Source organism: Streptomyces tauricus, assembly GCF_014650955.1.
Lineage (GTDB): Bacteria > Actinomycetota > Actinomycetes > Streptomycetales > Streptomycetaceae > Streptomyces > Streptomyces tauricus.
Window position 1 is genome coordinate 118814 of record NZ_BMVY01000001.1, and the last position, 23912, is coordinate 142725.

Annotated in this window: 20 protein-coding genes, 1 tRNA gene and 1 pseudogene; 4 read left to right on the plus strand and 18 right to left on the minus strand. The window is 70.9% G+C overall.

Annotation, left to right across the window (positions count from 1 at the left end; genetic code table 11):
• Positions 1 to 6: 6 nt before the first annotated feature.
• The 4 genes from IE278_RS00440 to IE278_RS00455 all read right to left on the minus strand — a co-directional run bounded on the left by IE278_RS00440 (position 7) and on the right by IE278_RS00455 (position 4524).
• Complete coding sequence (locus IE278_RS00440; RefSeq protein WP_189767535.1) at positions 7 to 1374, minus strand: STM4012 family radical SAM protein; 1368 nt, start codon at positions 1372 to 1374, stop codon at positions 7 to 9.
• Entirely contained in the window at positions 1371 to 2177 is an 807-nt protein-coding gene (locus IE278_RS00445; protein ID WP_189768960.1) for an STM4013/SEN3800 family hydrolase, read from the minus strand. The genes IE278_RS00440 and IE278_RS00445 overlap by 4 nt, the downstream gene beginning before the upstream one ends.
• 115 nt (positions 2178 to 2292) lie before the next feature.
• Positions 2293 to 3519 (minus strand): STM4014 family protein, encoded by a 1227-nt coding sequence (locus IE278_RS00450; protein ID WP_189767537.1) that lies wholly within the window; start codon positions 3517 to 3519, stop codon positions 2293 to 2295.
• 36 nt (positions 3520 to 3555) lie between these two features.
• On the minus strand, positions 3556 to 4524 hold the full coding sequence (locus tag IE278_RS00455) for an STM4015 family protein (protein ID WP_189767539.1): 969 nt from the start codon (positions 4522 to 4524) through the stop codon (positions 3556 to 3558).
• Between the two features lie 246 nt (positions 4525 to 4770).
• Between IE278_RS00455 and IE278_RS00460 the strand changes: the two genes are divergently transcribed.
• Positions 4771 to 5097 (plus strand): DUF8820 family protein, encoded by a 327-nt coding sequence (locus tag IE278_RS00460; protein WP_189767542.1) that lies wholly within the window; start codon positions 4771 to 4773, stop codon positions 5095 to 5097.
• A gap of 98 nt (positions 5098 to 5195) precedes the next feature.
• Positions 5196 to 6221, plus strand: coding sequence for a DUF6745 domain-containing protein (locus IE278_RS00465; RefSeq protein ID WP_189767545.1), 1026 nt, complete (start codon positions 5196 to 5198; stop codon positions 6219 to 6221).
• Between the two features lie 50 nt (positions 6222 to 6271).
• Here IE278_RS00465 and IE278_RS00470 read toward each other — a convergent pair whose 3' ends face one another.
• From IE278_RS00470 to ligA, 5 genes are all read right to left on the minus strand, one after another.
• Positions 6272 to 7213, minus strand: a complete 942-nt coding sequence (locus IE278_RS00470) for an endonuclease/exonuclease/phosphatase family protein (RefSeq protein ID WP_213089692.1) — start codon at positions 7211 to 7213, stop codon at positions 6272 to 6274.
• A gap of 421 nt (positions 7214 to 7634) precedes the next feature.
• Positions 7635 to 8132, minus strand: coding sequence for a hypothetical protein (locus IE278_RS00475; RefSeq protein WP_189767549.1), 498 nt, complete (start codon positions 8130 to 8132; stop codon positions 7635 to 7637).
• A gap of 227 nt (positions 8133 to 8359) precedes the next feature.
• Positions 8360 to 8506 (minus strand): hypothetical protein, encoded by a 147-nt coding sequence (locus IE278_RS00480; protein WP_189767551.1) that lies wholly within the window; start codon positions 8504 to 8506, stop codon positions 8360 to 8362.
• Positions 8507 to 8664: 158 nt separating this feature from the next.
• Complete coding sequence (locus IE278_RS00485) at positions 8665 to 9237, minus strand: hypothetical protein (protein WP_189767553.1); 573 nt, start codon at positions 9235 to 9237, stop codon at positions 8665 to 8667.
• Positions 9238 to 9351: 114 nt separating this feature from the next.
• Positions 9352 to 11517: an NAD-dependent DNA ligase LigA gene (gene ligA, locus IE278_RS00490; RefSeq protein WP_189767555.1), complete on the minus strand. Its 2166-nt coding sequence runs from the start codon at positions 11515 to 11517 to the stop codon at positions 9352 to 9354.
• Positions 11518 to 11648: 131 nt separating this feature from the next.
• Here ligA and IE278_RS42005 point away from each other — a divergent pair.
• Positions 11649 to 11846, plus strand: a pseudogene (locus IE278_RS42005) (GNAT family N-acetyltransferase); the annotation flags it as partial.
• Positions 11847 to 11955: 109 nt separating this feature from the next.
• Here IE278_RS42005 and IE278_RS00495 read toward each other — a convergent pair.
• A complete protein-coding gene (locus IE278_RS00495; protein WP_189767557.1) occupies positions 11956 to 12624 on the minus strand; it encodes a hypothetical protein in 669 nt (222 codons plus the stop codon).
• Between the two features lie 227 nt (positions 12625 to 12851).
• Positions 12852 to 14024, minus strand: coding sequence for an FAD-dependent oxidoreductase (locus tag IE278_RS00500; protein WP_189767559.1), 1173 nt, complete (start codon positions 14022 to 14024; stop codon positions 12852 to 12854).
• Positions 14025 to 14323: 299 nt separating this feature from the next.
• Between IE278_RS00500 and IE278_RS00505 the strand changes: the two genes are divergently transcribed.
• Positions 14324 to 16138, plus strand: a complete 1815-nt coding sequence (locus IE278_RS00505; RefSeq protein ID WP_189767561.1) for an ABC transporter ATP-binding protein — start codon at positions 14324 to 14326, stop codon at positions 16136 to 16138.
• Between the two features lie 96 nt (positions 16139 to 16234).
• On the opposite strand, the gene IE278_RS00510 is transcribed toward IE278_RS00505, so the two are convergent.
• The 7 genes from IE278_RS00510 to IE278_RS00540 all read right to left on the minus strand — a co-directional run bounded on the left by IE278_RS00510 (position 16235) and on the right by IE278_RS00540 (position 23530).
• Positions 16235 to 16309, minus strand: a tRNA-Ser gene (locus tag IE278_RS00510).
• 21 nt (positions 16310 to 16330) lie between these two features.
• Positions 16331 to 17419 carry a glutamate--cysteine ligase 2 gene (locus IE278_RS00515; protein ID WP_189767562.1) on the minus strand — a complete coding sequence of 363 codons (1089 nt, stop codon included), beginning with the start codon at positions 17417 to 17419 and terminating at the stop codon, positions 16331 to 16333.
• 275 nt (positions 17420 to 17694) lie between these two features.
• Complete coding sequence (locus IE278_RS00520) at positions 17695 to 18726, minus strand: ABC transporter permease (RefSeq protein WP_189767563.1); 1032 nt, start codon at positions 18724 to 18726, stop codon at positions 17695 to 17697.
• Complete coding sequence (locus tag IE278_RS00525) at positions 18723 to 19685, minus strand: ABC transporter permease (protein ID WP_189767564.1); 963 nt, start codon at positions 19683 to 19685, stop codon at positions 18723 to 18725. The genes IE278_RS00520 and IE278_RS00525 overlap by 4 nt, the downstream gene beginning before the upstream one ends.
• A complete protein-coding gene (locus IE278_RS00530) occupies positions 19682 to 21259 on the minus strand; it encodes a sugar ABC transporter ATP-binding protein (RefSeq protein WP_189767565.1) in 1578 nt (525 codons plus the stop codon). Before IE278_RS00530 ends, IE278_RS00525 begins: the two co-directional genes overlap by 4 nt.
• A gap of 1 nt (position 21260) precedes the next feature.
• A complete protein-coding gene (locus tag IE278_RS00535) occupies positions 21261 to 22352 on the minus strand; it encodes an ABC transporter substrate-binding protein (protein WP_189767566.1) in 1092 nt (363 codons plus the stop codon).
• Between the two features lie 164 nt (positions 22353 to 22516).
• Positions 22517 to 23530 carry a LacI family DNA-binding transcriptional regulator gene (locus IE278_RS00540; RefSeq protein WP_189767568.1) on the minus strand — a complete coding sequence of 338 codons (1014 nt, stop codon included), beginning with the start codon at positions 23528 to 23530 and terminating at the stop codon, positions 22517 to 22519.
• Between the last annotated feature and the right edge of the window lie 382 nt (positions 23531 to 23912).

Here is a 23912-nt window from a genome sequence, read left to right on the forward strand (position 1 = left end):
CGGCACTCACTTCGTCTCGTACGCGGCCATGGCCTCACGCACGGCCGGTGAGAAGAACTCGGGGCCGATGGCGTCCGAGTGCGCGAGCCCCTCGGCGGAGAGCCGCAGCAGCTCCGGCCGGGCGTCGTCGAGCCAGCCGCGGCCCACGAGGGTGTCCAGCTCCGTCGGGAAGTCGTCGACGGGATCCGTACCGAACCGACGGCGGTAGTCGGCGACGGGCAGGCCCTCCGCCTGGAGCAGCGACTGCAGCAGATGCCGGCGGCGTGCCTCGTCCTCGTCGACCCACCTGCCGTGCAGGGCGCGGGAGAAGTCCTCGGTGACGGTGTAGTCGTCGATGATGCCGCGGATCTCCCGCATCGACACCGCGTAGTCGAAGGAGTAGTGCAGCCGCGAGGTGTACGAGCGGGCGCCGCAGCCCAGGCCGATCATGCCGTCGGTCTGGCACGCGTAGTCGTCCGGCCCCTGCGGTGGTGCGTCGGCCCGCCGGAACATACGCATCGACACCTGCTCGTACCCGTGGGAGAGCAGATGGTCGCGCCCCTCCCGGTAGCGGCGCAGCCGTTCCTCGTCCCACTGGCGGTCGGCCGTGCGCCGGTCGGTGTGGCGGCCGAGGCCGGTCAGCGGACGTATGTAGAGGGGGTAGAGGTAGATCTCCTCGGGGCGCCAGGCCAGGGCCGCGTCGAGGGAGTACCGCCAACTGGCCGCCGTCTGCCCGTCGATGCCGTAGATCAGGTCGATGTTCAGGACCGGGATCGCGGCCTCGCGGATGCGGGTCAGGGCCGCCTCCACGTCGCTTCTGCGCTGGGGGCGTACGGCGGCCCGGGACTCCTCCTCGACGAAGCTCTGCACACCGAGGCTCAGGCGTGTGGTGCCGCGCTCGGCCAGCACGGCCAGCCTGTCCGCGGTGGCCGTGGACGGCGAGGCCTCCACGGACAGGGGAACGGCCCGCAGGTCCACGCCCATCTCGTGCTCGGCGATGTCGCACAGCCGCTCCAGCTCGGCGGCCTCCAGATAGGTCGGAGTGCCGCCGCCGAACGCCGCGTTGGCGAAACGGGGCGCCTCCTCATCACCCAGGGCCTCGCGGACGGCGGCGGCCTGACGGCGTACGGCGTCCAGATAGCGGCCCGTCAGCCCGTCCGGCGCGCCGATGCGGGTGAAGAGGTTGCAGAAGCCGCAGCGGATCTCGCAGAACGGGATGTGCAGGTACAGCGAGAGGGCCTGCCGGGACTCCCCGGCCCACAGGTCCGCGAGTCGCGGTTCCGGGGCGAGCGGCCGGTAGGCGGTCTTGTGCGGATAGGCGTACGTATAGCTCTGGTACGGGCGCGGCAGAGCGAGAGAAGTGCTCGCGGAGCCGGCCTCAGAGGTGACGGTCATGTGGGCGGCTCCAGGAAGAAGTGGCCGTAGGGCACGGTCCACACGGATTCGTGGCCGAGGCGGTGGCCGGTGTAGCCGTCGTCCCCGTAGGCGGTGCCGTGGTCGGAGCAGACGATCGCGAAGCAGCGGCGGCGCGAACTCATCGCGCCGAACAGCCGCCCCACATGGCGGTCGATGTACTCCAGCGCCGCGGCATGGGTGAGGCGGCTGTCGCCCGCCTCCCGGGTCGCGCCGGGGAGGTGGAACCAGTTCGGCTGGTGCAGCGCCGAGGCGTTCAGGAAGAGGAACAGGCGCTGTTGCGGGGGCAGTTCGGAGACCGTCTTCTCGGCGCGGGCCACCTGCGCCTCGAATGAGGTCGCAGAGGCGACGGAGAACTCCGGCTCCCAGTGGCTCTCCTGGAAGTAGCCGGGCAGTACGTCGCCCAGGGCGCCCTGTTTGTTGAAGAAGCCGACGCCGCCGATGCACACCGTGCGGTAGCCGCGGGCGGCCAGGGCGGACACGAGGTCCGGGGTCTCGAAGACGAACGTGCCGTCCGCCGTGGTCTCGCTGCCCGCGAACCGGGCGGCGAACAGCCGCGGATGCGGTCCGGGACCGGCGGGCGTGGGGAGGAAGCCGGCGAACATCGCCTGGTGGGAGGCGTAGGTGAAGTTCCCCGGCGCGTGCCGCTTCTCCCAGGTGCCGCCCGGGAGATGGGCGGTGAGGTTGGGCAGCCGGCCGGCTGCCGCCAGCTCGACCGCCACGTCGTGGCGAAGGGTGTCCAGGGTGAGGAGGAGCAGATCGTCCCGTCCCACGACCTCGTTCATGTCCGGAGCGCCGGTGGTACCGGTGGTGCCGGCGCTGTCGGTGGTACCGGCGGTGATGTTCGTCGTGCCGGACGTGGTCGGAGGGCGGTCGGCCGGGGGCGGTACGGGGTCGGCGTCAGGTTGTGGCATGGGCTGTCCTCGGCGGGTGGTGCGGGTGAAGTGACTGCGGGTCGGACGGGCCATGCGGTGACACGGGTGGGCCAGGCGGCGCGGGCGCCGTGGAGTGCCCTGGGCCGAGACCGCGGCAGAAGGCACCGGCCGCGGCGATCTGCGCGGCGTACGTGTCCAGGCCCTCCGCCCCGCTGCCCGGCAGGCCGGTGAGGCGGGGCAGCAGGTCGCCGAACGCGTTGACCTCGCCGACGGCGAAGCGGCGCCAGCCGATGGCGGGCAGCAGGTCGACGCCGACACACAGCGTGCCGGGAAAACAGGCGGCGGCCCGCTCACTCACCTCGATGGCCGTGGCCCACCGGTCACCCGCCAGCGCGCGCACGGCGGCCAGATCGCCGCGCGTCCCGCCGAGATGGAGATTGGTCAGCGGGGAGCGGCTGGTGCGGACCACGGCGTGCGTGGCCCGGCCGGCCACGACCACGATGCGCAGATCGGCCGACCGGCCCCCGAGGGAGGCCTTCGGCAGCCAGCGTTCGACGTGCAGTCCGTCGGGTGCCAGCGTGTCGACGATCGCGGCGACCTCCGGCTCCGACGTGTAGCGGCGCACCCGCAGCGAGTTGTACAGCCGGCCGTCCTCGGCGCGCTCCACCGATGTCGTCGCACGGATCCGGCCCGAAGCGGAGGTCTCGACGGCCAGGACACCGGAGGCGGACGAGCCGTGGGCGAGTTTGACGAAGGCACGCCGCATGCCCGCCGCCGCCATGACGTCCCGTACGTCCGACCACCCCCGGACCGGTGCGAGGCCGCCGGAGCCGGAAGTGGGGGACGGGGGCACCGGCACGTCCGCGCGCGCGAGCCGGTCGTGGCACAGCCGTTTGTCGAACATCACGGCCAGCTCCGCCGGGTCGTCAAGCCGGGCTCCGCCGCGCAGCGAGGCCACGCACTTCAGGAACCGCGCGTACCACCGCGCGGAACCCTCCACCCGCGTCGGATCGTCCACCCCGCGCAGCAAGGCGTCCACGCCGGCGTTCTCACCGGGGGAGTCCAGGCGGACGATCTCGTCGTCGGCGAAGTCGTGCCCGCCCTCGCGCAGGACGTCGAGCCACTCGACGACCCGGGGCGTGCCGTGGCCGGCGGCCTCGGCGGCCGTGGTGAACAGTTCCACCCTGCGGTTGTCCCCGTTGGCGACGACCACCCACTTCGGCGGGGCGTCCGCCGATTCCGTACGGCCCATGCCGTTCCCCCTCCCTGGTCCGGACTTCGCGGCGCGCTACTCGCCCACCGCGACGAAACGCCAGACCTCGCCGTCGTCGTCCTCGTCGTCCTCGGCGTCTTCCTTGTCGGTGTCGACGATCACGCCCGCGGGTTCGAGGGTCTCCAGCAGTCGTGTGCTCAGGGCGGGGCTGAGGTAGTTGTGGTGGAGGTCGAGCTTCTTGAGGTGCGTCAACGGCTGGCCGGTGAGCAGTGCCGTCGCGCCGTCGTCGGTGAGCACGCCCATCGAGACGTCGAGCTCCTCCAGGCGTGCCACCACGGGGGCGGACGCGAGGGCCGAGCAGATGGCGTCCTGGATCTCGCTGTTGCGCAGGGCGAGCCTGGTGAGGGAGGGCAGCCTGGTGCCCGCGAAGAAGGGTTCGAGGTCGGCGATGTCGGAGTCCCCGCCGTACTCGGACGTGCCCAGCCACAGGTCGAGTTCGACGAGGTCGGGCAGATCGCTGGCGGCGATGCCGCGCACCGCTTCGACGGGCAGGCCGCCGGTCTCGACGGTCAGCTTCCGCAGCCGCTCATGACGGACGGCGGGGAAGACCAGTCCGTTGCCGCCGCGGACCCCGAACTCCTCCAGATCGGGGAAGGCTTGGAGGAGCGGGCCCATGTCGCCCTGCGTGATCCAGGAGATCTCGGCCTCCTCCATCACGATGTCGCCGACGAACAGCGCGCGCAGGGCGGGCAGCCGGTCCCGGGCCGCCACCAGCGCCTTGACCACCTCGTCGGGAGCGGAGTCATACACGTCGCTCCACGCGCCCACGACGATCGCCCGCACCCGCTCCGTGTCGACGGCCGCCGTGAAACGGCCGAAGGCCGCTTCCCACTGCTCGTCGGAGTCGTAGGAGTTCACCGCGATGCGCCAGGCGACGGACTCGGGCGACGGAAGCGAGGACGCGTCGGGCGTCGGGTCGTCGAGGCCCGGGAAGTCGAAGGCCGGCAGGCCGTGGAACTCCTGGAAGTGGTCACCGATGGTCATGCGCGCCTGCTCCTTCGTGCGGAAGTCGGTGGATCGGCGGTCATGGGTCCTGACTCCCGGCGCGCGCCGACCGCATCCAGGTAACGGAGTTCTACCAAGCCCCACTGACAACGTGTGGAACAGGGGTCCTCCTACAGCGCCCCTCGTCCCGTGCGGGCCGTGTGACCTGCGGTCGGGGGTGATTGTCAGTGCCCGCCTCTACGGTCGTTCCCCTGGCACACGGTGTGCCGCAGCGGGAGGAGACCCATGTACCGGCAAGGAGACGTCCTGATCGTGGCGCTGGCCGAGAGCGCGGTGCCGGAGCACGCGGCCGACGCGGCGTCCGAACCACGGGACGGCCGCGGCAGGCTCGTCCTGGCACTCGGCGAAGTCACCGGCCACGCCCACGCGGTGGTCGGTCCCGGACGGCTCGTCCGCGAGGCCGGCCTGTTCGGACCGATGCTGCTGCACGTGCCCGACGGCGCCCGCGTCGTCCACGAGGAACACGCGGCGATCTCCCTCCCGAAGGGCTGGTACCGAGTGATTCGGCAACGGGAGTACGTGCCGGGCTCGGTGCGCATGGTCGCCGACTGACGAGCGGCACACACATCGCACGCGCGGACAGCGCGACGCAGGACCGGGCGGCACGGGGATGCGGCCCGGCACGGTACTCGGGGAGAGGAACGGCGTTGATGGAGCAGGGCAGTTGGCGGGCGACGGCGGCGGCGACGGGGCCGGGGGACCGGGCGGCGGCCGAGGAGGGCGTCCGGCTCGCCTACCGGCGGGCAGGTCTGGCCGGACCGGAGCGGATCGTATGGACACGCTCACCCCGCGAGGCGGTGCGCACACTCATGGCGGCGGCACGTCCGGACGCCCCGGAGCCGGACACCTTCGGGGCGAGCGTCCGCGACGCCGTGCTGGGCGCCCCCTGGGCCGCCGAACGGGCGCGGCTGCACGGGGAACTGGGACCGGAGGGGTGGAGCGGCCACTGGCGTGCCACCGGAGCGGGCCTGTGGGAGTCCACCCGCACCCTGGTCGACCGGGTACGGGCGGGCGTCGTCGACGAACTCGCCGGCGACCGGGCGGAGGAGACGCGGGTGCGCCTCCTTCTTCTGGACGCGGCCCTCGGACAGCACGACGCGGCCTGGCTGTGCGCGTTCGACTCCGGGGCCGGGAGCCCTCTGGAGGGTCTGGCCGCGGTCGCGCGCCACGCGGGCTGGTGGTGGCCCTACGAGAAGGTGGCGGTCGTCAGCGAGCGCCCCCTGACCCTGCACCGCGACGAAGCCGGACGCCTGGACCGAGGCGACGGCCCGGCCCTGGGTTACGCGGACGGGTTCGAGTTGTACGCGTGGCGGGGCATGCCCGTCCCCCGCGACTTCCTGGACGAGCTGACCAGCCTGACCCCCGAGCGGATCCGCGGCGAGGAGAACGCCGAACTGCGCCGCGTGATGCTGGAGTACTACGGGTACGACCGCTATCTGGACGAGTCAGGCGCGGTCCCTGTCCACCGCGACGAGACGGGCGTGCTGTGGCGGGTCCAACTCGTCGGCGACGAGGACGTGGTGATGGTCGAGGTCGTCAACTCCACACCGGAGCCGGACGGTACGAGCCGCACCTACTGGCTGAGGGTGCCGCCGTCGACCCGCACGGCCCGCGAGGGCGTGGCATGGACGTTCGGCGTCGGCGCGGAGGCGTACGAGCCGCTGCAGCAGACGTAGGGACGCGGGCGGGGGAGCGTGGGGCAGGGGGGGCAGGGGGGGAAGGGGGGTCAGGGGGGCGGCGGGGAGCCGTCGGAGCCGCGCTCAAGCCTGATGTCGACGGCGAGGGGGAGGTGGTCGCTGCCGGTGGCGGGCAGGGTCCGTACGTTCGTCACGGTGGCCGAGCGGGCCAGGACCTGGTCGATCCGGGACACGGGGAAGGAAGCCGGCCAGCTGAAGGCGAAGGCCTGCCGCGCCGAGTCCGTACGGTCCATCCGTGAGGTCACCGGATCCAGACCCCGGTCGTCCAGGGTGCTGTTGAGGTCACCGAGCAGGATCACCCTGTCCAGCCTCTCGGTGGCGAGGGCATCTCCCAGCAGGCCGGCGCTCTCGTCCCGCGCACCGGAACCGAGACCGTTCCAGCCGAGGCGGACCGAGGGCAGGTGGGCGACGTACACCGCGATGTCGCCCCACGGAGTGCGGGCCGTGGACCGCATCCCGCGGCTCCAGCCCTCCTCGATCGCGGCCGGTCTGATGTCCACCCGGCGAACGTCCGACAGGGGATGCCTCGACCAGAGTCCGACCGTTCCCTCGACCGCGTGGTGGGGGTAGTCCGGTGCCAGGGCCTTCTCGTAGGCAGGCAACGCGTCGGGGGTCAGCTCTTCCAGGGCGACGAGATCCGGTGCGGTCTCGATCAGGGCGGCCGCGGTGCCCGCGGGATCGGTGTTCACATCACTGACGTTGTGCTGGACCGCCGTGAGGTCGTGTGCGCCGCGGTCCTCGGGCAGGAGGCGTCCGCCGAACGACAGCCCCCACACGGCCGTCGGCAGCACCAGGGCCACCAGCGCGCTGGCCGAGCGGCGCAGCAGGGCGAGAAGCAGCAACAGGAGTACGGCCATACCGAGCCAGGGCAGGAACGTCTCCAGCAGGCTGCCGAAGCGGCCCACCGTATTGGGCACGACCGAGTGGAAGGCCAGCAGGGCGGCGGTCAGTACGGCGAGCGCCGCGAGCACACGCCCACGCGCCCAGGAGGACGACCGGCCGTCCGCGTCCGGGCCCCAAGGCCGCTGAAAGAGGCGCCGCCAGGGGAGTCTCCGGTGCCATCGGACGGGCGCCGCGGCTTTCGTCCCCGTCGCCGCACTGCCGTTCGCGATCCGCTCCACCAAGCCCCACCCGTATCCGTCCCGCCCCGTACGGGGGTCCCTGTTCCGTCCCGGGATCCCGTATCCGTTCCGGAACCGTTCTTCGGCTCACGTCATGAGCACGACGTGCCCCTAACGACGCACGGCACGGTGATCAGGTTCCGGTCACGGTCACTCACCCCGGACCGGGGGGAGTGCGGGACAGAGTGCGGGACGGCCGCACGCCAGCAGGCCCGCCGGAGCAGAAGCTCCGACGGGCCTGCGAGCAGGTGCCTTGGCGGCGTCCTGTTGCTCAGAGACGACCGCCACTGAGACGGGAAAGCGGGCCTCGCTGCCGCAGACCGGCACGCCGGCCCACGGTGTAGGAGCAGAGGACCACCGCAGCGGTCCCCGCGCCGGCGCCGGCCGCGACGAGCTTCCTGGCCTTCAGGAGGGTCCAGACAAGGCCGGCCTTCCCGACTGTCTGCTGAGCGGCCGTGGAAACACCGCCCTGCACCGTCCTGGCCGTCTCCTTGGCCTTCTGCGACGCGACTCCGCCGAGGTTCACCAGGGCTTCCCTGCTGCCACGGCCGACGGCCCCGGCAGCGTCCCCGGCGTTCTTCACCGCCTCGGTTGCGGCCTTCTGTGACTCCTTCGCGGGCGCCGTGGCACCTTCGGTCACGGTGGTCTTCGCCGCTCGCGCATGCGCGGTGGGCGACTGTCCGTTCGTGGTTTTGTTGTTCGCTCCAGCCATGAACACCGGGTATCCGGCTCTGCGTTCGGCAAACGGAAATGTGTTCTGCGCCTTCACATCTTCACATCGCACGCGTGTGCAGAGTGGGGCGCCGATGCTGCTAGACTCGATCTTGAGCGAGCCGCCGAGTGCGGGCCCGTCTCGCGTCGGTGGTCCAAGGAAAGACGCCCCGCTTCCTGCGGGGAAATGCAGGTGCAAGGCCTGCCCGGCGCTCAACAAAGACCCCACCCGTGTTGCACGGGTGGGGTCTTCGCGTTGGTCGGGGCCGGGCCGCCCGATCGAGGTCAGCGTCGGCCGCGCAGCTTGCCCAGCAGTCGCTGGGCCTGGGCGCGACGTCGCGGATCGGCGGAGGCGCGGCGTGCCTGCTCGATGGTGCGCCGTCCCTGCGGGCTCCGGGCGAACTGCTTGATCTTGTTCATGATGCCTGCCATGGCTCTACTCCTGGGCCGGGGGCGGTGGTGCGGTCCGTGCACAGCTCCGTATACCCCGCCACGGGCGGACAACCACGGCAACCGGCCGCCACTCTTGCGTGGAACCCCCGCGTACCACCCCTGCGACGAACCTGGAGGCGGCGCGCGGGACACCTGGGTCAGGGGGTGAAGGCATCGGTGAGGTGGACGGCGTAGCCGTCGTCCTCCATGAGGAGGACGGTGACGCCGAAGGGGGAGGGGTGGTCGAGGTCGAGCGGGGTGAAGGAGTACGTGAGGGCGGCCTGGATGGGCGGGGCGAGCTCGCCGCCCGGCTGCGGTCCCGGGGCGGGGAGCCACCGGGGCTCGGCCGTGTCCGCGCCCTCGGGCGAGGAGTCCACGGGCTGGTGCGTGCAGGGGAGTTGGTGCAGTACGTGGCCGTCCTTCGTGGCGTGCACCAGGTTCAGGCAGGGTGCCGGGCCGATGACCGGGAGCCCGCATTCGGCCGCGACGTTCTGGGTGTCCCAGGCGAGCACGACCTCGTCCGCGCCCGCCGCCGCGGCGACGTTCGACAGCTCGACGATCGCGGTCATGGCGTCCTCGCCGGTCGTCGCCGGGCGCAGCCAGATGAGTCCCACCAGTTCGCCGCGGACCAGCGGCATGATGACCGGGCGGGGCGCTCTCCCCTGAGCCAGATCCGCGGTGTACGCGTTCTTCATCGATGTGACCAGTGCGTCCCACGTCTGCGTGTCCACGGATTTCCCCTCACCAACAGCCTGTTCACGAGCGACGCAGAGCCTGTCACGGCGGCCCGCCCTCGCGCCACCGGCCCCGGCCGGGCACATGGCGTGCGGCCGGGCCGGGGTGGACTACTGAGCGGGCTGTTCGAGGTGGTCGGTGACGAGCGCGGCGAACTCGTCGGGGGTGGCGAGGCGGATGCCGAGGGTCTCGGCCTTGGCGCGCTTGGATCCGGCGCCCTCTCCCGCCACCACCAGGGTGGTCTTCTTGGAGACGCTGGAGGAGGAGCGGCCGCCGGCCCGTTCGATGAGTTCGTTCATCTGGTTGCGGCTGAGCTTCTCCAGTGCGCCGGTCATCGCGCCGGTCACCACCACCGTCATCCCGGCGAGCGGCCCGCCCGCCGGCGCCGACCCCTGCGAACCTCCCGCATCCTCAGGGCTCCCTGAGCCCGTCGAGCCCTCGGTGTCCTGGGCGCTGCCCGAGACACCCTCGGCGTCCTCGGCGGTCGGTGCGCTCGGGGGAGTGGCGCCGGGCTCGGTCATGTTCACCCCGGCGGCTACGAGCTTGTCGATGAGCGGGGCCAGTTCGGCGAGTTCCGAGACGATGGACGGGGCCTTCTCCGTACCGATGCCCTCGACCTGCTGCATCGACGTGGCGTCGGCCGCGCGGACGTGGTCCATGGTGGCGAAGTGACGGGCGATGCGCCGGGACATCGACCGCCCCGTGCCCCGTACACCGAGCGCGCACAGCACCCGGGAGAGCGGGCGTCCCTTGGCCGTGGTGAGCGCCGCGAGGAGGTTGTCGGTGCTCGTCTCGCCCATCCTCTCCAGCTTCAGGAGCTGGTCACGGGTGAGGGTGAACAGATCCGCGAGATCGGTGACCAGGCCGGCCTCGACGAGCTGGACGACGCGGGTGTGGCCGAGGCCCTCGATGTCGAGCTGATCACGGCCGGCCGCGTACGACAGGGAGGCGACCAGATGGCAGTTGCGGCCGTTCTCGCAGCGCCAGCGCTGTTCTCCGGTGTCGATGCCGCTCCCGCACCGCGGGCACACCTCGGGGAAGACGATGGGCTGTTCGTCACCCGTGCGCAGATGGGCGACGGGGGCTTCGATCCGGGGGATGACGTCACCGGCCCGGTGGACCATGACGTGGTCACCCAGGCGCAGGTCGCGCCGGGTGATGTCGGCCGGGTTGTGCAGGGTGGCGTAGGTGATGGTGGCCCCGTCGATGACGACCGGTTCGAGGACGGCGCGCGGGGCGATGATGCCGGTGCGGCCCACGTTCCACTCGACTTCAAGGAGCCGGGTGATCTTCTCCACGGCAGGCAGTTTGTAGGCGATGGCCCAGCGCGGGGCGCGTGAACCGGATCCGGCGGTCTGCTGGTCGGCGGCCAGGTCGGCCTTGATGACGATCCCGTCGATGCCGAACGGCAGGGAGGCGCGCAGCGCGGCGATCTCCCGCACCCGGGCCAGGACCTGCTCGGCCGTCTCGGCGGTGGTGCCGGGCACGGCGGTGCCCGCGGTGGTGTTCACCCCGAGCCCGGCGGCACGGTCCATCAGCTCGCTGTGGGACAGCTCGCGCAGCCGCCCGGCCAGTTCGGCGTCCGTGTCCGGCAGGGGCAGCAGACCGTAGCCGAAGAACGTCATCGGCACGGTGTAGGCACGCTCCTTGGCTCTCAGGGTGCCCGCCGAGGCGCCGCGCGGATTCGCGAACGGCTGGCCGCCGTGCGCGGTGCGCACCTCGTTGGCGTGCTCGAACTGCGCCGTGGTCATCAGGACTTCACCGCGCACCTCCACCGTCACCGGCTCGGCCAGGACCTCCGGCAGGCCCTCGACGGTGCCGATCGCGTGCGAGACGTCCTCCCCGGCCGTCCCGTCCCCACGGGTGATCAGCCGCTCCAGGCGGCCGGCGGTGTAACGGGCGGCGATCGCCAGGCCGTCCAGCTTCGGTTCGACGCTGAACCGCTCCACGTCGTGGCCGACGCGCCGGGCCAGCGACGCCGTCCAGGCGGTGAACTCGTCCGCCGAGAACACGTTGTCCAGACTCAGCATCGCCACCGTGTGCGGCACATCGCCGTCCACGGCGCCGCCGGCGACCTTCCCGGTCGGCGAGCCGGGCAGCACCTCGTCGGGATGCTCCGCCTCCCACACGGTGATGGCGCGCACGAGCCGGTCGTAGGTGTCGTCGTCCATCGGCGAGGTGCCGCCCGTGTAGTAGGCGGCCGACGCCTTCACGGCGTCCTCGACGGCCTGTGCGTAGGCGACGGCATCCACGATCACTGCAACTGGTGAGGTCATGAGGGCCATCCTGCCTGCCACCACTGACAACGGCCCCGACGCAGGCCCGGGGCCGACGGTGACTGCTTCACCCTGGTGGTCGAGGCCCTCAACACGGGACAGCCGGTCGGTGTGGTCGGCTCGCACCACGCCGGCGCTTCCACAAATGCCAGGCGCGGGTCTTCGCACGCAACGAGGCCTCGCTGGCACTGCACCGTGGACTCGGTTTCGTCGAGGAGGGGCGGCTGCGCGAGCATGTGTTCTTCGACGGCGGGCATCACGACGTGGTCATGCTGGGTCTGCTGGCGGACGAGTTCAGCCCGCCGCACCCCGGGCGGACGGCGTCGTGACCGGCCGCGGACGCCTCGTGCCGTCGGCGGCCCCGGCACGCAATGGCGTACGCGAACGGGCGCCAGTGAGCGTGCCGGCAGCCTGGGGGCCGGGCGCCGACAGGGACGGTCAGCCGGCCGCGGCGGCGGGCTCGGCCGCGGCGGGGGCCTCGGTGGTGGCGGTGTAGAAGACCGAGGAGCCCTGCTTGTTGCGGTGGGCGCTGCTCCTGGCGACCAGGTTTTCGAGGGTGGTGCGCACGACGGTGGTCTTGATGGTGCGCTCCGGGTGGGCCGCGGTGAGCGCGGTGGTGATCTCGGCGGCGGAGCGCGGCTCCTTCTGTGCTTCGAGGTGACCGCGGATCAGGTCGACGAGGCTCGGCTGCGCGGTGGTCTTCGCTGCCTTCGCCGCGGTCTTCCTGGGCTCGGGCTTCTTGGCCTCGGCCTTCTTCGCCGCGCCCGTGGCAGTCGCCTTCTTCGGCTTGGCCGCCTTGACGTCCTTGACGTCCTTGACGTCCTTGACGTCCTTGGCTTCCTTGGGCTGCTTGGTCCGGGCGGAGGACTGACTCGGCACGGAGGGCACCGCCGCGGCGGTGCCGGTGGCGGGGCTCGTGCCACCGAGCGCCTGGTGCATGTTCACCAGCACCGTGTGGTCGTGCTGCAGAGCCAGCAACTGCTCCTGGAGGGCCGCGATGTCCGTCGCGATGCGCTCCTGCTCCTTGCTGTTGCGCTCCAGGTCGCTGGTCACCTGTGCGATGTACTGCGAGGTGAGTTCTGTGGTGGAGATCTGGTTGTCAGACATATGTGGAGCCTTTCTCGGTCCGCCGGCACATGTGCAAAAAGGAAAGACATGTCCGTACGCGAGTTGAGGGCGGGATGGTGTCTGTCAGGGCTGGTCCGTCCGAAGGACACACCTACGCGCTTTGCGCCAGTGTAGAGATAGTACGCACGTGGGGAACGGGCTGTTCCTGGTGCGTACCTCCGTGACGGTGCAGCAAGGTGTCAACACACATCCGTATCCGGTGCCGTTCATGAGGTGGCCCACAGGTCCGTGTGCCAGTCCAGGTGCCGTACGAGGTCGTCGTCGCCCGGCCGTGACGCGGGGGCTCCCCGGCCCGGACGGGACGACGGGGGAGTGCCGCGGGAGATGTTGCCGCTGGTGGTGATGTTGTCCTCGACGCGCGGACGACGTAGTGACTCGTACAGGGTGAGCGCGGTCTCGGTATCGGGTGCGTCGCGCAGGCACTTCGCGAGGACGACGGCGTCCTCCAGGGCCATCGAGGCTCCCTGCCCGGTCGCGGGGGAGGCCGCGTGGGCCGCGTCACCGATGGTGAGGACGCGGCCGGAGCGCCACGGTGTACCGGTGGGGATCTCCGTGGCGTTGGTGACCATGAGGCGGTCGGTGGTGGCCGCGACGACACCCGCGGCAGGGGTGGTGTCCCCACGCAGCAGCGGCAGCAGCAGCTCGCGCCAGTGGCCGGGGGTGCCGTGGGCGATCTCCTCGGCGGCCAGGGGCTCACCGGCCACGCGCGCGAACCAGTACGTCTCCCCGGCCGGCGACACCGCGTGGCCGAAGGAGGTCGCGCTGCCCCGCACCATGGTGATGCGCTCGCTCTCCCCGGCGTTCTCCTCGGCCAGGAGCGGGTCGTCGGAGTAGCCGTAGAAGACGCGCTGTCCCGCGTAACGGGGCTGTACGGCAGGGGCGAACCCGTGCCGTACGACGGAGTTCAGCCCGTCCGCCCCGACGAGCAGGTCACCGGTCGCGGTGCTGCCGTCGGTGAAGTGCGCGGTGACCGCGTCCGGGGTGTCCTGGACGGACGCGAGCCGCGCTCCGTGCCGGATGCCGATGCCCCGGCGGGCGGCCTCCGCCTGCAGCGCGGAGGCGAGTTCGCCGCGGTGCAGGCACCGGTACCGCAGGAGCGGGTCGTGGGCCTCGCCGAGCGGCACATGGGCCACCGTGGCGCCCGTGTCGTCGAGGACACGCATGGAACGCAGGGGGAAGCCGACGGCCGTGACCGCGGCGGAGGCGTCGATCTGGGCGAGGGCCCGCATGCCGTTGCTCGCGAGGGTGAGGAACGCCCCGATGTCCTCGGCCGAGTCGGGATGAGCCTCGTACACGGTGACGTCCGAACCCGCCTTGTGCAGAGCCAGCGCGGCAGCCGTGCCGGCGATCCCGCCACCGATGACAAGTGTGTGCACCACGTCGTATCCCCCACTCGTACGTGTACGGACTCTCGGTCGCACTGTAGGCCCGCACTTCCCTGTGTGCCTCCCGCGTGGTGTGAGGGCCGTGGCACGCCGTTGACGGAAGGGGAGGCCGGTCACCGACTTCGCACCTGCGTACGGGTGTACGGGCCGCAAAACACTTGGACTCATCGTGTGCCGTCGCGGGACAATTCCAGTTCCGGCCCACCCGTCCTCTCCGCTGTTGTCGGCGTGCGGCAACGGAGATTCACCGGAGAAACGGGCGACGGGCCGCCCTACGACCACCCGGGGGTGGGATGGGAACGCCTGAAACACACAGGGTTCAACCACGCAGGGGCGCGGTGCTTCTGGCACTTCGTCACTACGGGCGGGAGTTGGCCCGCTTGAAACCGTTCTCGGTGCCGGCCATGCTGCTGCCGGCCCTGGGCAACATAGGCATCAACTACGTGGCGCCGCTCATCGTCGCGAAACTCGTCGCGAGGATCGCCACCGAAGGCGGCATCACCCTCACCGAGGCCCTCCCCTACGTCCTCGCCTTCGCCGGCGTCCTGTTGCTCGGGGAGGCGCTGTGGCGGCTGGGCCTGCACTGCCTGAACCGGCTGGCCGCCCGAGGCATCGAGAGCCTGTACGTGATCGGCATGGACGAGCTGTTCGCCAAGGACGCGGCCTTCTTCCACGACAACTTCGCCGGGTCGCTGACCAAGCGGGTGCTGAGCTTCGCCTCCCGGTTCGAGGAGTTCGTCGACACGCTGACGTTCCAGGTGGTGGGCCGGGTGGTGCCCCTCGCGTTCGGATCGGTGATCCTCTGGCGGTACGAACCGCTGCTCGTCGTCGGCCTGTTGACGATGCTCGTGCTGACCGCGCTGTGCGTGGTGCCGCTCATCCGCCGCCGCCAGGCGCTGGTCGACAGGCGCGAGGAGGCGATCGCCCGGGTGTCGGGCCATGTCGCCGACAGCCTGATGAACATGGACACGGTCCGCGCGTTCGCGGCCGAGGAACGCGAAGCCGCCGAACACCGGTCCCGGGTGGCCGAGTCACGGCGGCTCACCCTCCGGGCGTGGGACTACGGCAACCTGCGCATCGACACGCTGGTCGCACCCCTGTCCGTACTCACCAACGTGCTGGGCCTGTTGCTCGCGGTCGCCCTCGCCGGCGGCGGGCACGGTGTGGAGGCGGTCGTGGTGGCCTTCACGTACTACTCGAACGCGACGCGGATCATGTTCGAGTTCAATCAGGTGTACCGCCGGCTGGAGAGTTCGATGACGGAGGCGGGGCAGTTCACCGAACTGCTGCTGATGCCGCCGACCGTGCTGGACCCGGTGCCGCCCGAGCCGTTGCTGTCCCAGGCCGCCGACGTCCACTTCGAAGAGGTGACCTTCGCCCACGCGGGGGCGGGACCTCTCTTCGAAGGGCTCGAACTGGCTGTGCCCAGCGGGACGAAGATCGGTCTCGTCGGCCGGTCGGGCGGCGGCAAGACCACCCTCAGCCGGCTGCTGCTGAGGATGACGGACCTCGACGCGGGCCGGATCCTGATCGGGGGACAGGACATCAGCAGGCTGCGCCAGGCCGAGCTGCGCAGCCTCATCGCCTATGTGCCGCAGGATCCGGCGATGTTCCACCGCTCGCTGCGGGACAACATCGCGTTCGCCCGCCCGGACGCCACGGACCGGGAGATCCGGCGCGCGGCCGGGATCGCGCACGTCACCGAGTTCGCCGACGCCTTGCCGAACGGCTTCGACACCATGGTGGGCGAGCGCGGGGTGAAGCTGTCGGGCGGACAGCGCCAGCGGGTCGCGCTCGCCAGGGCGATCCTGCGCGACGCGCCGATCCTGCTGCTCGACGAGGCCACCAGCGCCCTGGACTCCGAGAGCGAGGTCCTGGTCCAGGAGGCGCTGTGGAGGCTCATGGAGGGGCGGACGGCGCTCGTGGTGGCGCACCGGCTCAGTACGGTCGCCACCATGGACCGGCTCGTGGTCCTGGACCGAGGGCGCATCGTCGAACAGGGCACCCACCAGGAACTGCTCGCCTCGGCAGGCGCCTACGCCAAGCTCTGGCAGCACCAGTCAGGCGGCTTCCTGGACGACGGCCCCACCCGGGCGACCGTGCACTGAGTCGGCCGTGCACTGAGCCGGCCATGCGGTGAAGCGGTCATGCACTGAGTCATGGACTGTGTCACGCACTGCGTCATGCGCTGACGCGGGAAAGGGGGCGGGGCGGCCGGATTCGAACCGGCGTCCTCCGAGATGTCGTCGCGGCGCACTACCTCTGTGCTACGACCCCGCCCTTGGGCGTGATCCTAGCGCTCAGGTCTGCGTGCGCCGCACGCACTCCGTGACCACGTCCCCCAGGCTTCCGGTCCGCTCCAGGATCTGCCGCTGGACCCGGGCGCCGTTGCCGTCCCGCAGCAGTTCCGCCGCGGCGGTGTGCACCCGGTCGGTGTCACCACTGTCGTCCAGGGCGGGGCCGACATGGTCCAGCAGCGCGCGGACCACGTCCTGGGCCGGTGCCGGCCGCATGGTCACGGGGTGCAGCAGGTCATCCTCAAGACCCGACCGTGCGGCCCGCCAGGCGGCCAGGCGCAACAGCTCCACGGGGTGCGCCGCCGGGGCGGCTCCCGCACGCCACTCGCGTGCCGCCGTCTCGACGAGTCCACGGGTGAGGGTGGCGAGCAGGGTCGCGGTGCTCGCCTCCAGGCAGACGTCCGACACACGGATCTCGACGGTGGGGTACCGCTCGGCGATCCGCGCGTCGTAATAGACCATGCCCCTGTCCTTCAGAACCCCCGTGGCGACCATGTCGTCGACCCGTCGGTGGTAGGCGTCTGCGGTGCCGAAGAGTTCCGTGGGGCCGGCCATGGGCCAGCGCATCCACACGCGGCTGCGGTAACTGCTGTAGAGGCTGTCCTTGCCCTGCCAGAAGGGGGAGTTGGTGCTGAGCGCGGTCAGCACGGACAGCCAGGGGCGAATACGGTCGAGCACCGCGGCGCCCTCGTCGTCGGATTCCACCGACACATGGATGTGGCAGCCGCAGACGAGCTGCTCCTGGGCCGGCAGACCGAATTCCTCGATCATCCACTGGTAACGGGGACTCATGCTGACCGAGGGCCTGACCGGCAGGGGAGACGTGGCGAGCGCGACGACAGTGGCACCGATGTCCCCCGCGACACGTGCCGCCTCCTTCCGGCAGCGGACTATCTCGGCGCCGAGTTCGGTCATGTCCGCCTGCGGGTGAGTGGCGAATTCGAGTTGCTGGGTGTGCAGTTCCTTCTCGAACGTCTCCTCCGACGGATCGTCCCTGGCGGCCCGGGCGAGTACCGCGGCGGACAGCGCCTGGGGTTCTCCTGTCTCGGGATCGACCAGGAGAAGTTCTTCTTCCACTCCCACGGTACGCACGTGATAAAGCCTCTCATATGGGTCGTCCGAAGGGACGACGAGGAAATGCCGGGAAGGCGGAGGCTGGCAACTCCTCCCGGGGATCCGAATGCCCTGGAACAGCGGGTGGACACCAGGTAGCCGTGAGGGCTTGCGCACGAGGCCCGGTGCGCTCCTGCGGAAGCGCGCCGGCGGCCGTTACCCGGCCCCGGACATGCCGCCGGCCCCACCCGGGCGGCATCGAAGCCGCCCGGGTGGGGCCGTTCACAGCGCCCGGCACCGCCCGGGCGAGGCGGTCACAGCACCCGGCGCCTGCGCCCCAGCCATGTCTGGGCCACCACGACCACGGCGAGGAAGGCCCCGCTGACCACCTGCTGGTACGCGGAGTCCAGGGACCCGATCTGGTTGATGACGTTCTGGATCACCTTCAGCAGCAGCACACCGACCAGCGAACCGCTGACGAAGCCGAAGCCGCCGGAGAGCAGGGTGCCGCCGATGACGACCGCCGAGATGGCCTCCAGCTCCATGCCGGACCCGAGGATCGTCACGCCCGACACCAGCCAGGACGCGTTGAGCGCCCCCGCGAGACCGGCGCACAGCCCCGACAGGGCGTACACGGCGATCTTCGTACGGGCCACGGGGGCACCCATCAGGGCCGCCGCGTCCTCGTTGCCGCCGACCGCGTACACGTACTGCCCGAACCGGGTGAGCCGCAGGACGACCGCGCCCAGTATGAACAGGGCCACCGTGATCCATATCGGTACGCCGATGCCGAGCAGCGAGCCCTGTCCGAGGGTCGCGAAGAACGAGTCCTTGTCGACGAGGTAGGTGCGTGAGCCCTCGTCGGTGATCGCCAGCAGGATGCCGCGCGCCCCGAGCATGGCGGCCAGCGTGACGATGAAGGGGGCCAGCCCCGACCGGGCGATGAGCAGGCCGTTGACGACTCCGATCAGCCCGCACACCGCGAGCGGGAGCAGGAGGGCCACAGCCGTGCCGTACTGCGAGCCCCAGGCCGCCAGTACTCCGCCGAGGGCGAAGAGCGAGCCGACCGACAGGTCGATCCCGCCGGTGACGATGACGAACGTCATGCCCAGCGCGACCACGGCGAGGAAGGCCGAGGACAGCGCCATGTTCTCCAGGTTGTCACCGGTCAGGAAGGTGTCGAAGCTCAGCGACGCCGCGACCATGGCCACCAGGAGGGTGACCAGGGCGCCGTGCTGCTGGGCGAGGGCGCTGAATCGCTCGGCACGGCTCGGGGCGTCGGCCTTGTCGGGGCCCTGCCGGGCGGAGGCCGGCTGCAGCTCGGCCTCTGTGGTCTCGACGGTCATCGCTTCCCCCGTTCACGGGCCGCGTAGACGGCGGCGATGATCACCACGGCCTGGGCCATCTGCGTCCACGACGGTTGCAGGTCGTGCTTGATGAGCGTGGTGGTCAGCAGCTGGATCAGGACGGCCCCGGCGACCGTGCCGCCGATGCGTATCCGACCCCCGGACAGGGGAGTGCCGCCGACGACCACCGCCGTGATCGCCGACAGTTCCATGAGGTTGCCCAGCGAGGTGGGATCGCTGGCCGTCAGCCGGGCGGTGGCGAGGACGCCCGCCACCGCGGCCAGCGCGCCGGAGCACGCGTACACCACGATGAGGATGCGGCGCACGGGCAGCCCCGCGAGACGGGCCGCCGGCCTGCTGTCGCCGACGGCGAGCAGCTGGCGCCCGAAGGTGGTGCGTCGCACCACGAAGGCCACCAGCAACGCCAGGGCCGCCGCGATGAGGACCAGATACGGCACGCCCAGCACGTCACCGGAACCGAGCGACGCCATCCCCGGATCGCGTACGTCCTCCAGCTGCGGGAGCAGCACCAGGGCGATCCCGCGTCCGGCGACCATGAGGGCCAGCGTGGCGACGATCGGCTGGACCCCCAGGAAGGCGATCAGCGAACCGTTCGCCAGGCCGATCACGATGCCGCCCGCCACCGCCATGAGGACGGCCATCCACGGGCCGTAGCCGAGATACAGGGACAGCAGCGAGGTGGACAGGGCCATCACCGAGCCCACCGACAGGTCGACGCCCTCGGTGCCGATCGCCAGTGCCATGCCGAGCGCGACGATGAGGACCGGCGCGACCTGGACGGCCTGGGTGCGGAAGTTCTCCGCCGAGACGAAGTTCGAGGTGAAGACGAAGTTGAAGGCGAGCAGTGCCACGACGCCCGCGTAGACGCCGTACTCCTGGAGCAGGCGCAGCAGCCGCTCGCGGTCCACCTGACCGCGGGTGAGCGTCAGGTCGGTCATGGGGCGCTCCCGGCGGATCCTGGGGACTGGGGGAAGTCGGGCGACTTGGAGAGTTCTGCGGAGTCCGGGGGCGCCGGGGACTCGGCGGCGATGGCCCGCATCAGCGCGTCCTCGGTGACGGCGTCGCCGGTCAGCTCGTCGACCACCACCCCGTCCTTGAGGACGATGATCCGGTCACTGCCCTCGATCAGCTCCTCGGTGTCCGAGGAGATCAGCAGCACGGCCAGTCCCTCCTCGGCGAGTTCGTCGATGAGGGACTGGACCTCCGCCTTGGCTCCCACATCGATGCCCCGGGTGGGCTCGTCGAGAAGCAGCACCTTCGGGTGCATGGCGAGCCAGCGGGCCAGCAGCACCTTCTGCTGGTTGCCGCCGGACAGCTCGCCGACCTTCTGGTGCGGGCCCGCGGACTTGATGCGCAGCCGCTTCACGAACGTGTCGACGACCTTGTCGACCCGGGCGTTGTCCACCAGACCGAACCGGGAGAGCCCGGGAAGGGCGGCCAGCGCGATGTTCTCCCGTACCGAGAGGCCGGGCGAGATGCCTTCCGCCTTACGGTCCTCGGGCAGCAGGCTGATACCGGCGCGGATCGCCGCCGGGGTGGAGCCGGTACGCACGGGCGCGCCGCCGACCGACACCCGGCCGGAGTCGGCCGGCAACGCCCCCGCGATCGCCCGCGCGGTCTCACTGCGGCCCGAGCCGAGGAGTCCGCCCAGGCCCACCACCTCACCCGGACGGATGGACAGCGACACGCCGTGGAGCTGATGACGGACCGTCAAGTCCTCGGCGCGCAGCACCGGTTCGGCCGCCGCCTGGTGCGAGCCGGTGAACTTGGTCAGTCCCTCGCTGCGCACCTCGCCGATCTCCCGGCCCAGCATCAGCGAGACCAGCCGCAGCCGGTCGAGGTCGGCGAGCCGCCCGGTGTGCACCACCCGGCCGTCACGCAGCACGGTGACGGCGTCGCAGATCTCGTACAGCTCGTCCATGCGGTGGCTCACGTAGACCACCGCGATGCCGCGCTCGCGGAGCATGCCGATCACGTCGAAGAGGGTGCGCACCTCGCGCGGTTCGAGCGAGGAGGTGGGCTCGTCCATGATGACGACCCGGGCGTCGATGGCGACGGCCCGCGCGAGGGCCACCATCTGCTGGGCGCCGACGCCCAGTTCACGCAGCGGCCGGCTCACGTCGACCCGGATGCCGAGGCCCCGCAGCGCCTCGTCGGCCTCCCGGTGCATCCGGCGGAAGTCGATCAGACCGAGTCGGCCGCGTGGTTCACGGCCGAGGAGGAGGTTGCGCGCCACGCTCATCAGCGGGACGAGGTTGACCTCCTGGTAGATGGTGGAGATGCCCGCCTGCTGGGCCTGCAGCGGTGTGGTGAAGCGGACCGGCGAGCCGTTGTGGACGACCTCGCCGGAGTCCGGCTGGTAGACGCCGGTCAGTACTTTGATCAGGGTCGACTTGCCCGCGCCGTTCTCGCCGACGAGGGCGTGCACCTCCCCGGCGCGGGCGGTGAAGTCCACGTCGGACAGCGCCTTCACGCCGGGGAAGAGCTTGGACACGCCGGTGACGGAAAGCATCTCAGTAGGCCTTGGAGATGTCCGACTCGGCGTTGGCCTCGGTGTACGCGCTGTCCTTGATAACGATGTCCTGCGCCACTTCCTCGCCCTTGGTGAAGCTGTCCAGGGTCTGGAAGGCCAGCGGCCCGAAACGCGGGTTGGACTCGACGACCCCGCTGATCCAGCCGTCCACGATGCCCTGGACGGCGTTGCGCGTGCCGTCGATGGTCACGATCTTCACGTCGCCGGCCTTCTTGCCCGCGCCCTTGAGGGCGTTGACGGCGCCGAGGCCCATCTCGTCGTTCTCGGCGTAGATGCCCTTGATCCCGGGCTTGGACTGGATGAGGTTCTCGGTGACCGACTGGCCCTTCTCGCGGGCGAACTCACCGGTCTGCTGGAACACCACCTTGAGGCCGGGCGCCTCCGCCTTGATCTGGTCCACGAAGCCCTTGGTGCGTTCCGTGGTGACGTTGTTGCCCGCCGCGCCGAGCAGGATGGCGATCTCGCCCTTGCCGCCGGTCGCCTCGATCATCTGGTCGGCGGCCCGCTTGCCCTGCTCCACGAAGTCGGAGCCGATGAAGCTCACATAGTCCTTGCACGCCTCGGCGTTGATCTTGCGGTCGACCGTGACGATCGGGATGTGCTTGGCCGCCGCCGTCTTCAGCACCGGCTCCCAGCCGTCCGAGTTGAGCGGGGCGATCACCAGCACGTCGGCGCCCTTGGCGATGAGGTCCTGGACGTCGCTGATCTGCTTGGAGAACTGCGACTGGGCGTTGGCGGTGAGGAGCTTGATGCCGCGCTTCTTCGCCTCCGCCTCGATCGAGTCGGTCTCGGCGATCCGGAAGGGGTTGGCCTCCTTCTCGGACTGCGAGAAACCGACCGTGGCGTTCTTGAGATCGAGCTTCTTGCCGCCGAACGTGTCGATGGTGCAGGAGGCCCCGGAGCCGGCGCTCGGCGAGGCGACCTCCTGACCCGCGTCGGCCTGCTGCTCGGTGGCCTTGTCGTCGGAGGAGTCCTCGGACTTGGTGCATCCGGTGAGTGCCAGGCTCGTCAGGATGCCGGTGGCGAGGAGGGCGCGAGCGGTGGTGCGACGAGAAGATGCGGTCGACTTCATGGAGATCCCCAAACGGCGCGGCCCCGGAGCTGAGAGCGCTCCCGGGAGTTCGGCACTTGACGGTCGATACGGCGTGCACGGCGTTCAGGGGAGGTTTTTACATCGTTGGAGAGGTCGTGTAAACCCCTCCGTCCGAAATCTCGACCGATTCGTTCGACCCGCCGTCAGCGCCGCCCGAGGGTGCTCTCCCGCTCCACCAGCCGGAACTCCGCCGTGAGTTCACGTCCGCCGGGGTCCTGACGGCCGGAGAGACTGCGCAGCAGCGAGGCCACCGCGAGCCGGGCGATCGCCTGTTTGTCCGGCGCGATGGTGGTCAGCGAAACGGCTCCGAAACGGCTCTCGGCGATGTCGTCGAAGCCCACCACGGCGATGTCCCACGGCACCCTGAGCCCCCGCTCGTGCAGCACCCGCATGGCGCCGATCGCGATGAGGTCGTTGAAGGCGAAGACCGCGTCGGGCCGATGGCCCGCGTCAAGGAGTTCGGCCATGGCCCGGGCGCCGTCGTCCCGGTCCCAGCCGCCGACGGGCACGATCAGGTTCTCGTCGGGGGTGAGGCCCGCCGCCGCCAGCTCCGCACGCCAGCCGTCGAGCCGCAGATGGGCGGGGCGGTTCGCGGAGTCCGTACGGACCCCGAGGTAGGCGATCCGGGTCCGGCCGCGGTCGAGCAGATGGCGCACCGCCGCGCGGGCGGCGGCGACGTTGTCGATCGCGATGTGGTCGAAGGGCAGACCGTACTCGCGCTCGCCGAGCAGGACCAGGGGCACGTCGTCGGCCCGGCCCTGCAGATCCTCGGCCTCCAGCTCCAGCGGACTGAGGATCAGTCCGTCGATCACCCGGGCCCGGAACCCCTGGCTGACCAGCAGTTCCTGCTGGCGCTCGCCGCGCGTGTGGTCGAGCAGGACGGTGAACTCGTGCTCGGCGGCGGCGTCGATCACCGCGCCCGCGAGCTCGGCGAAGTAGGGGTTGCCCAGCTCGGGAACGGCCAGCGCGATGATGCCCGTACGGCCTTTGCGCAAATGCCGTGCGGTGAGGTTCGGCCGGTAGCCGAGTTCGTCGATCGCCTCCTGGACCTTGGCGCGCATCGCTGGGGTGATGTGCGGATAGTTGTTCACGACGTTGGAAACGGTCTTGATCGAGACGCCGGCCCGTTCGGCCACGTCCTTCAGGCTGACCCGCAAGGGATCTCCTCGGCATCGACGGGAACTCCGCGACCGGAGCTGTGTCATGAACCTGGACAGTGGGTGGGAGCCCGTGCTCTCATGCCAACTGCCACTGCTTCCAACGTTGTACAGACTGAAGCTCCGAGCCGCCACCCTTCCTCACCCTAGGCCGTGTCCGCGAGCTCCCGTCGTCCGCCCGCGGGGCAGGCGGGACGCCGTGGACACGGCCCGGGGGGTTTCCGATGGGCCTCCGTCGGTCTCCGTGGGCGAGGGGACGACGTTCGGTGCTCCCGCACAGCCCGAAGGGCGTGGGACCCCAGGCCGGGCCGGGTGAAGCCGGTCCTGGGCGGGGGTGTGTGCCGGGCGTCGTGACGCCGCGCAGACCGGGTGTCGCGACACC

Excerpts from the sequence above, each read along its gene's own strand:
- IE278_RS00440 (WP_189767535.1), bottom strand. The coding sequence starts at position 1,374 with ATGACCGTCACCTCTGAGGCCGGCTCCGCGAGCACTTCTCTCGCTCTG.
- IE278_RS00445 (WP_189768960.1), bottom strand. The coding sequence starts at position 2,177 with ATGAACGAGGTCGTGGGACGGGACGATCTGCTCCTCCTCACCCTGGAC.
- IE278_RS00450 (WP_189767537.1), bottom strand. The coding sequence starts at position 3,519 with ATGGGCCGTACGGAATCGGCGGACGCCCCGCCGAAGTGGGTGGTCGTC.
- IE278_RS00455 (WP_189767539.1), bottom strand. The coding sequence starts at position 4,524 with ATGACCATCGGTGACCACTTCCAGGAGTTCCACGGCCTGCCGGCCTTC.
- IE278_RS00460 (WP_189767542.1), top strand. The coding sequence starts at position 4,771 with ATGTACCGGCAAGGAGACGTCCTGATCGTGGCGCTGGCCGAGAGCGCG.
- IE278_RS00465 (WP_189767545.1), top strand. The coding sequence starts at position 5,196 with ATGGAGCAGGGCAGTTGGCGGGCGACGGCGGCGGCGACGGGGCCGGGG.
- IE278_RS00480 (WP_189767551.1), bottom strand. The coding sequence starts at position 8,506 with ATGGCAGGCATCATGAACAAGATCAAGCAGTTCGCCCGGAGCCCGCAG.
- ligA (WP_189767555.1), bottom strand. The coding sequence starts at position 11,517 with ATGACCTCACCAGTTGCAGTGATCGTGGATGCCGTCGCCTACGCACAG.
- IE278_RS00495 (WP_189767557.1), bottom strand. The coding sequence starts at position 12,624 with ATGTCTGACAACCAGATCTCCACCACAGAACTCACCTCGCAGTACATC.
- IE278_RS00505 (WP_189767561.1), top strand. The coding sequence starts at position 14,324 with ATGGGAACGCCTGAAACACACAGGGTTCAACCACGCAGGGGCGCGGTG.
- IE278_RS00520 (WP_189767563.1), bottom strand. The coding sequence starts at position 18,726 with ATGACCGTCGAGACCACAGAGGCCGAGCTGCAGCCGGCCTCCGCCCGG.
- IE278_RS00525 (WP_189767564.1), bottom strand. The coding sequence starts at position 19,685 with ATGACCGACCTGACGCTCACCCGCGGTCAGGTGGACCGCGAGCGGCTG.
- IE278_RS00530 (WP_189767565.1), bottom strand. The coding sequence starts at position 21,259 with ATGCTTTCCGTCACCGGCGTGTCCAAGCTCTTCCCCGGCGTGAAGGCG.
- IE278_RS00535 (WP_189767566.1), bottom strand. The coding sequence starts at position 22,352 with ATGAAGTCGACCGCATCTTCTCGTCGCACCACCGCTCGCGCCCTCCTC.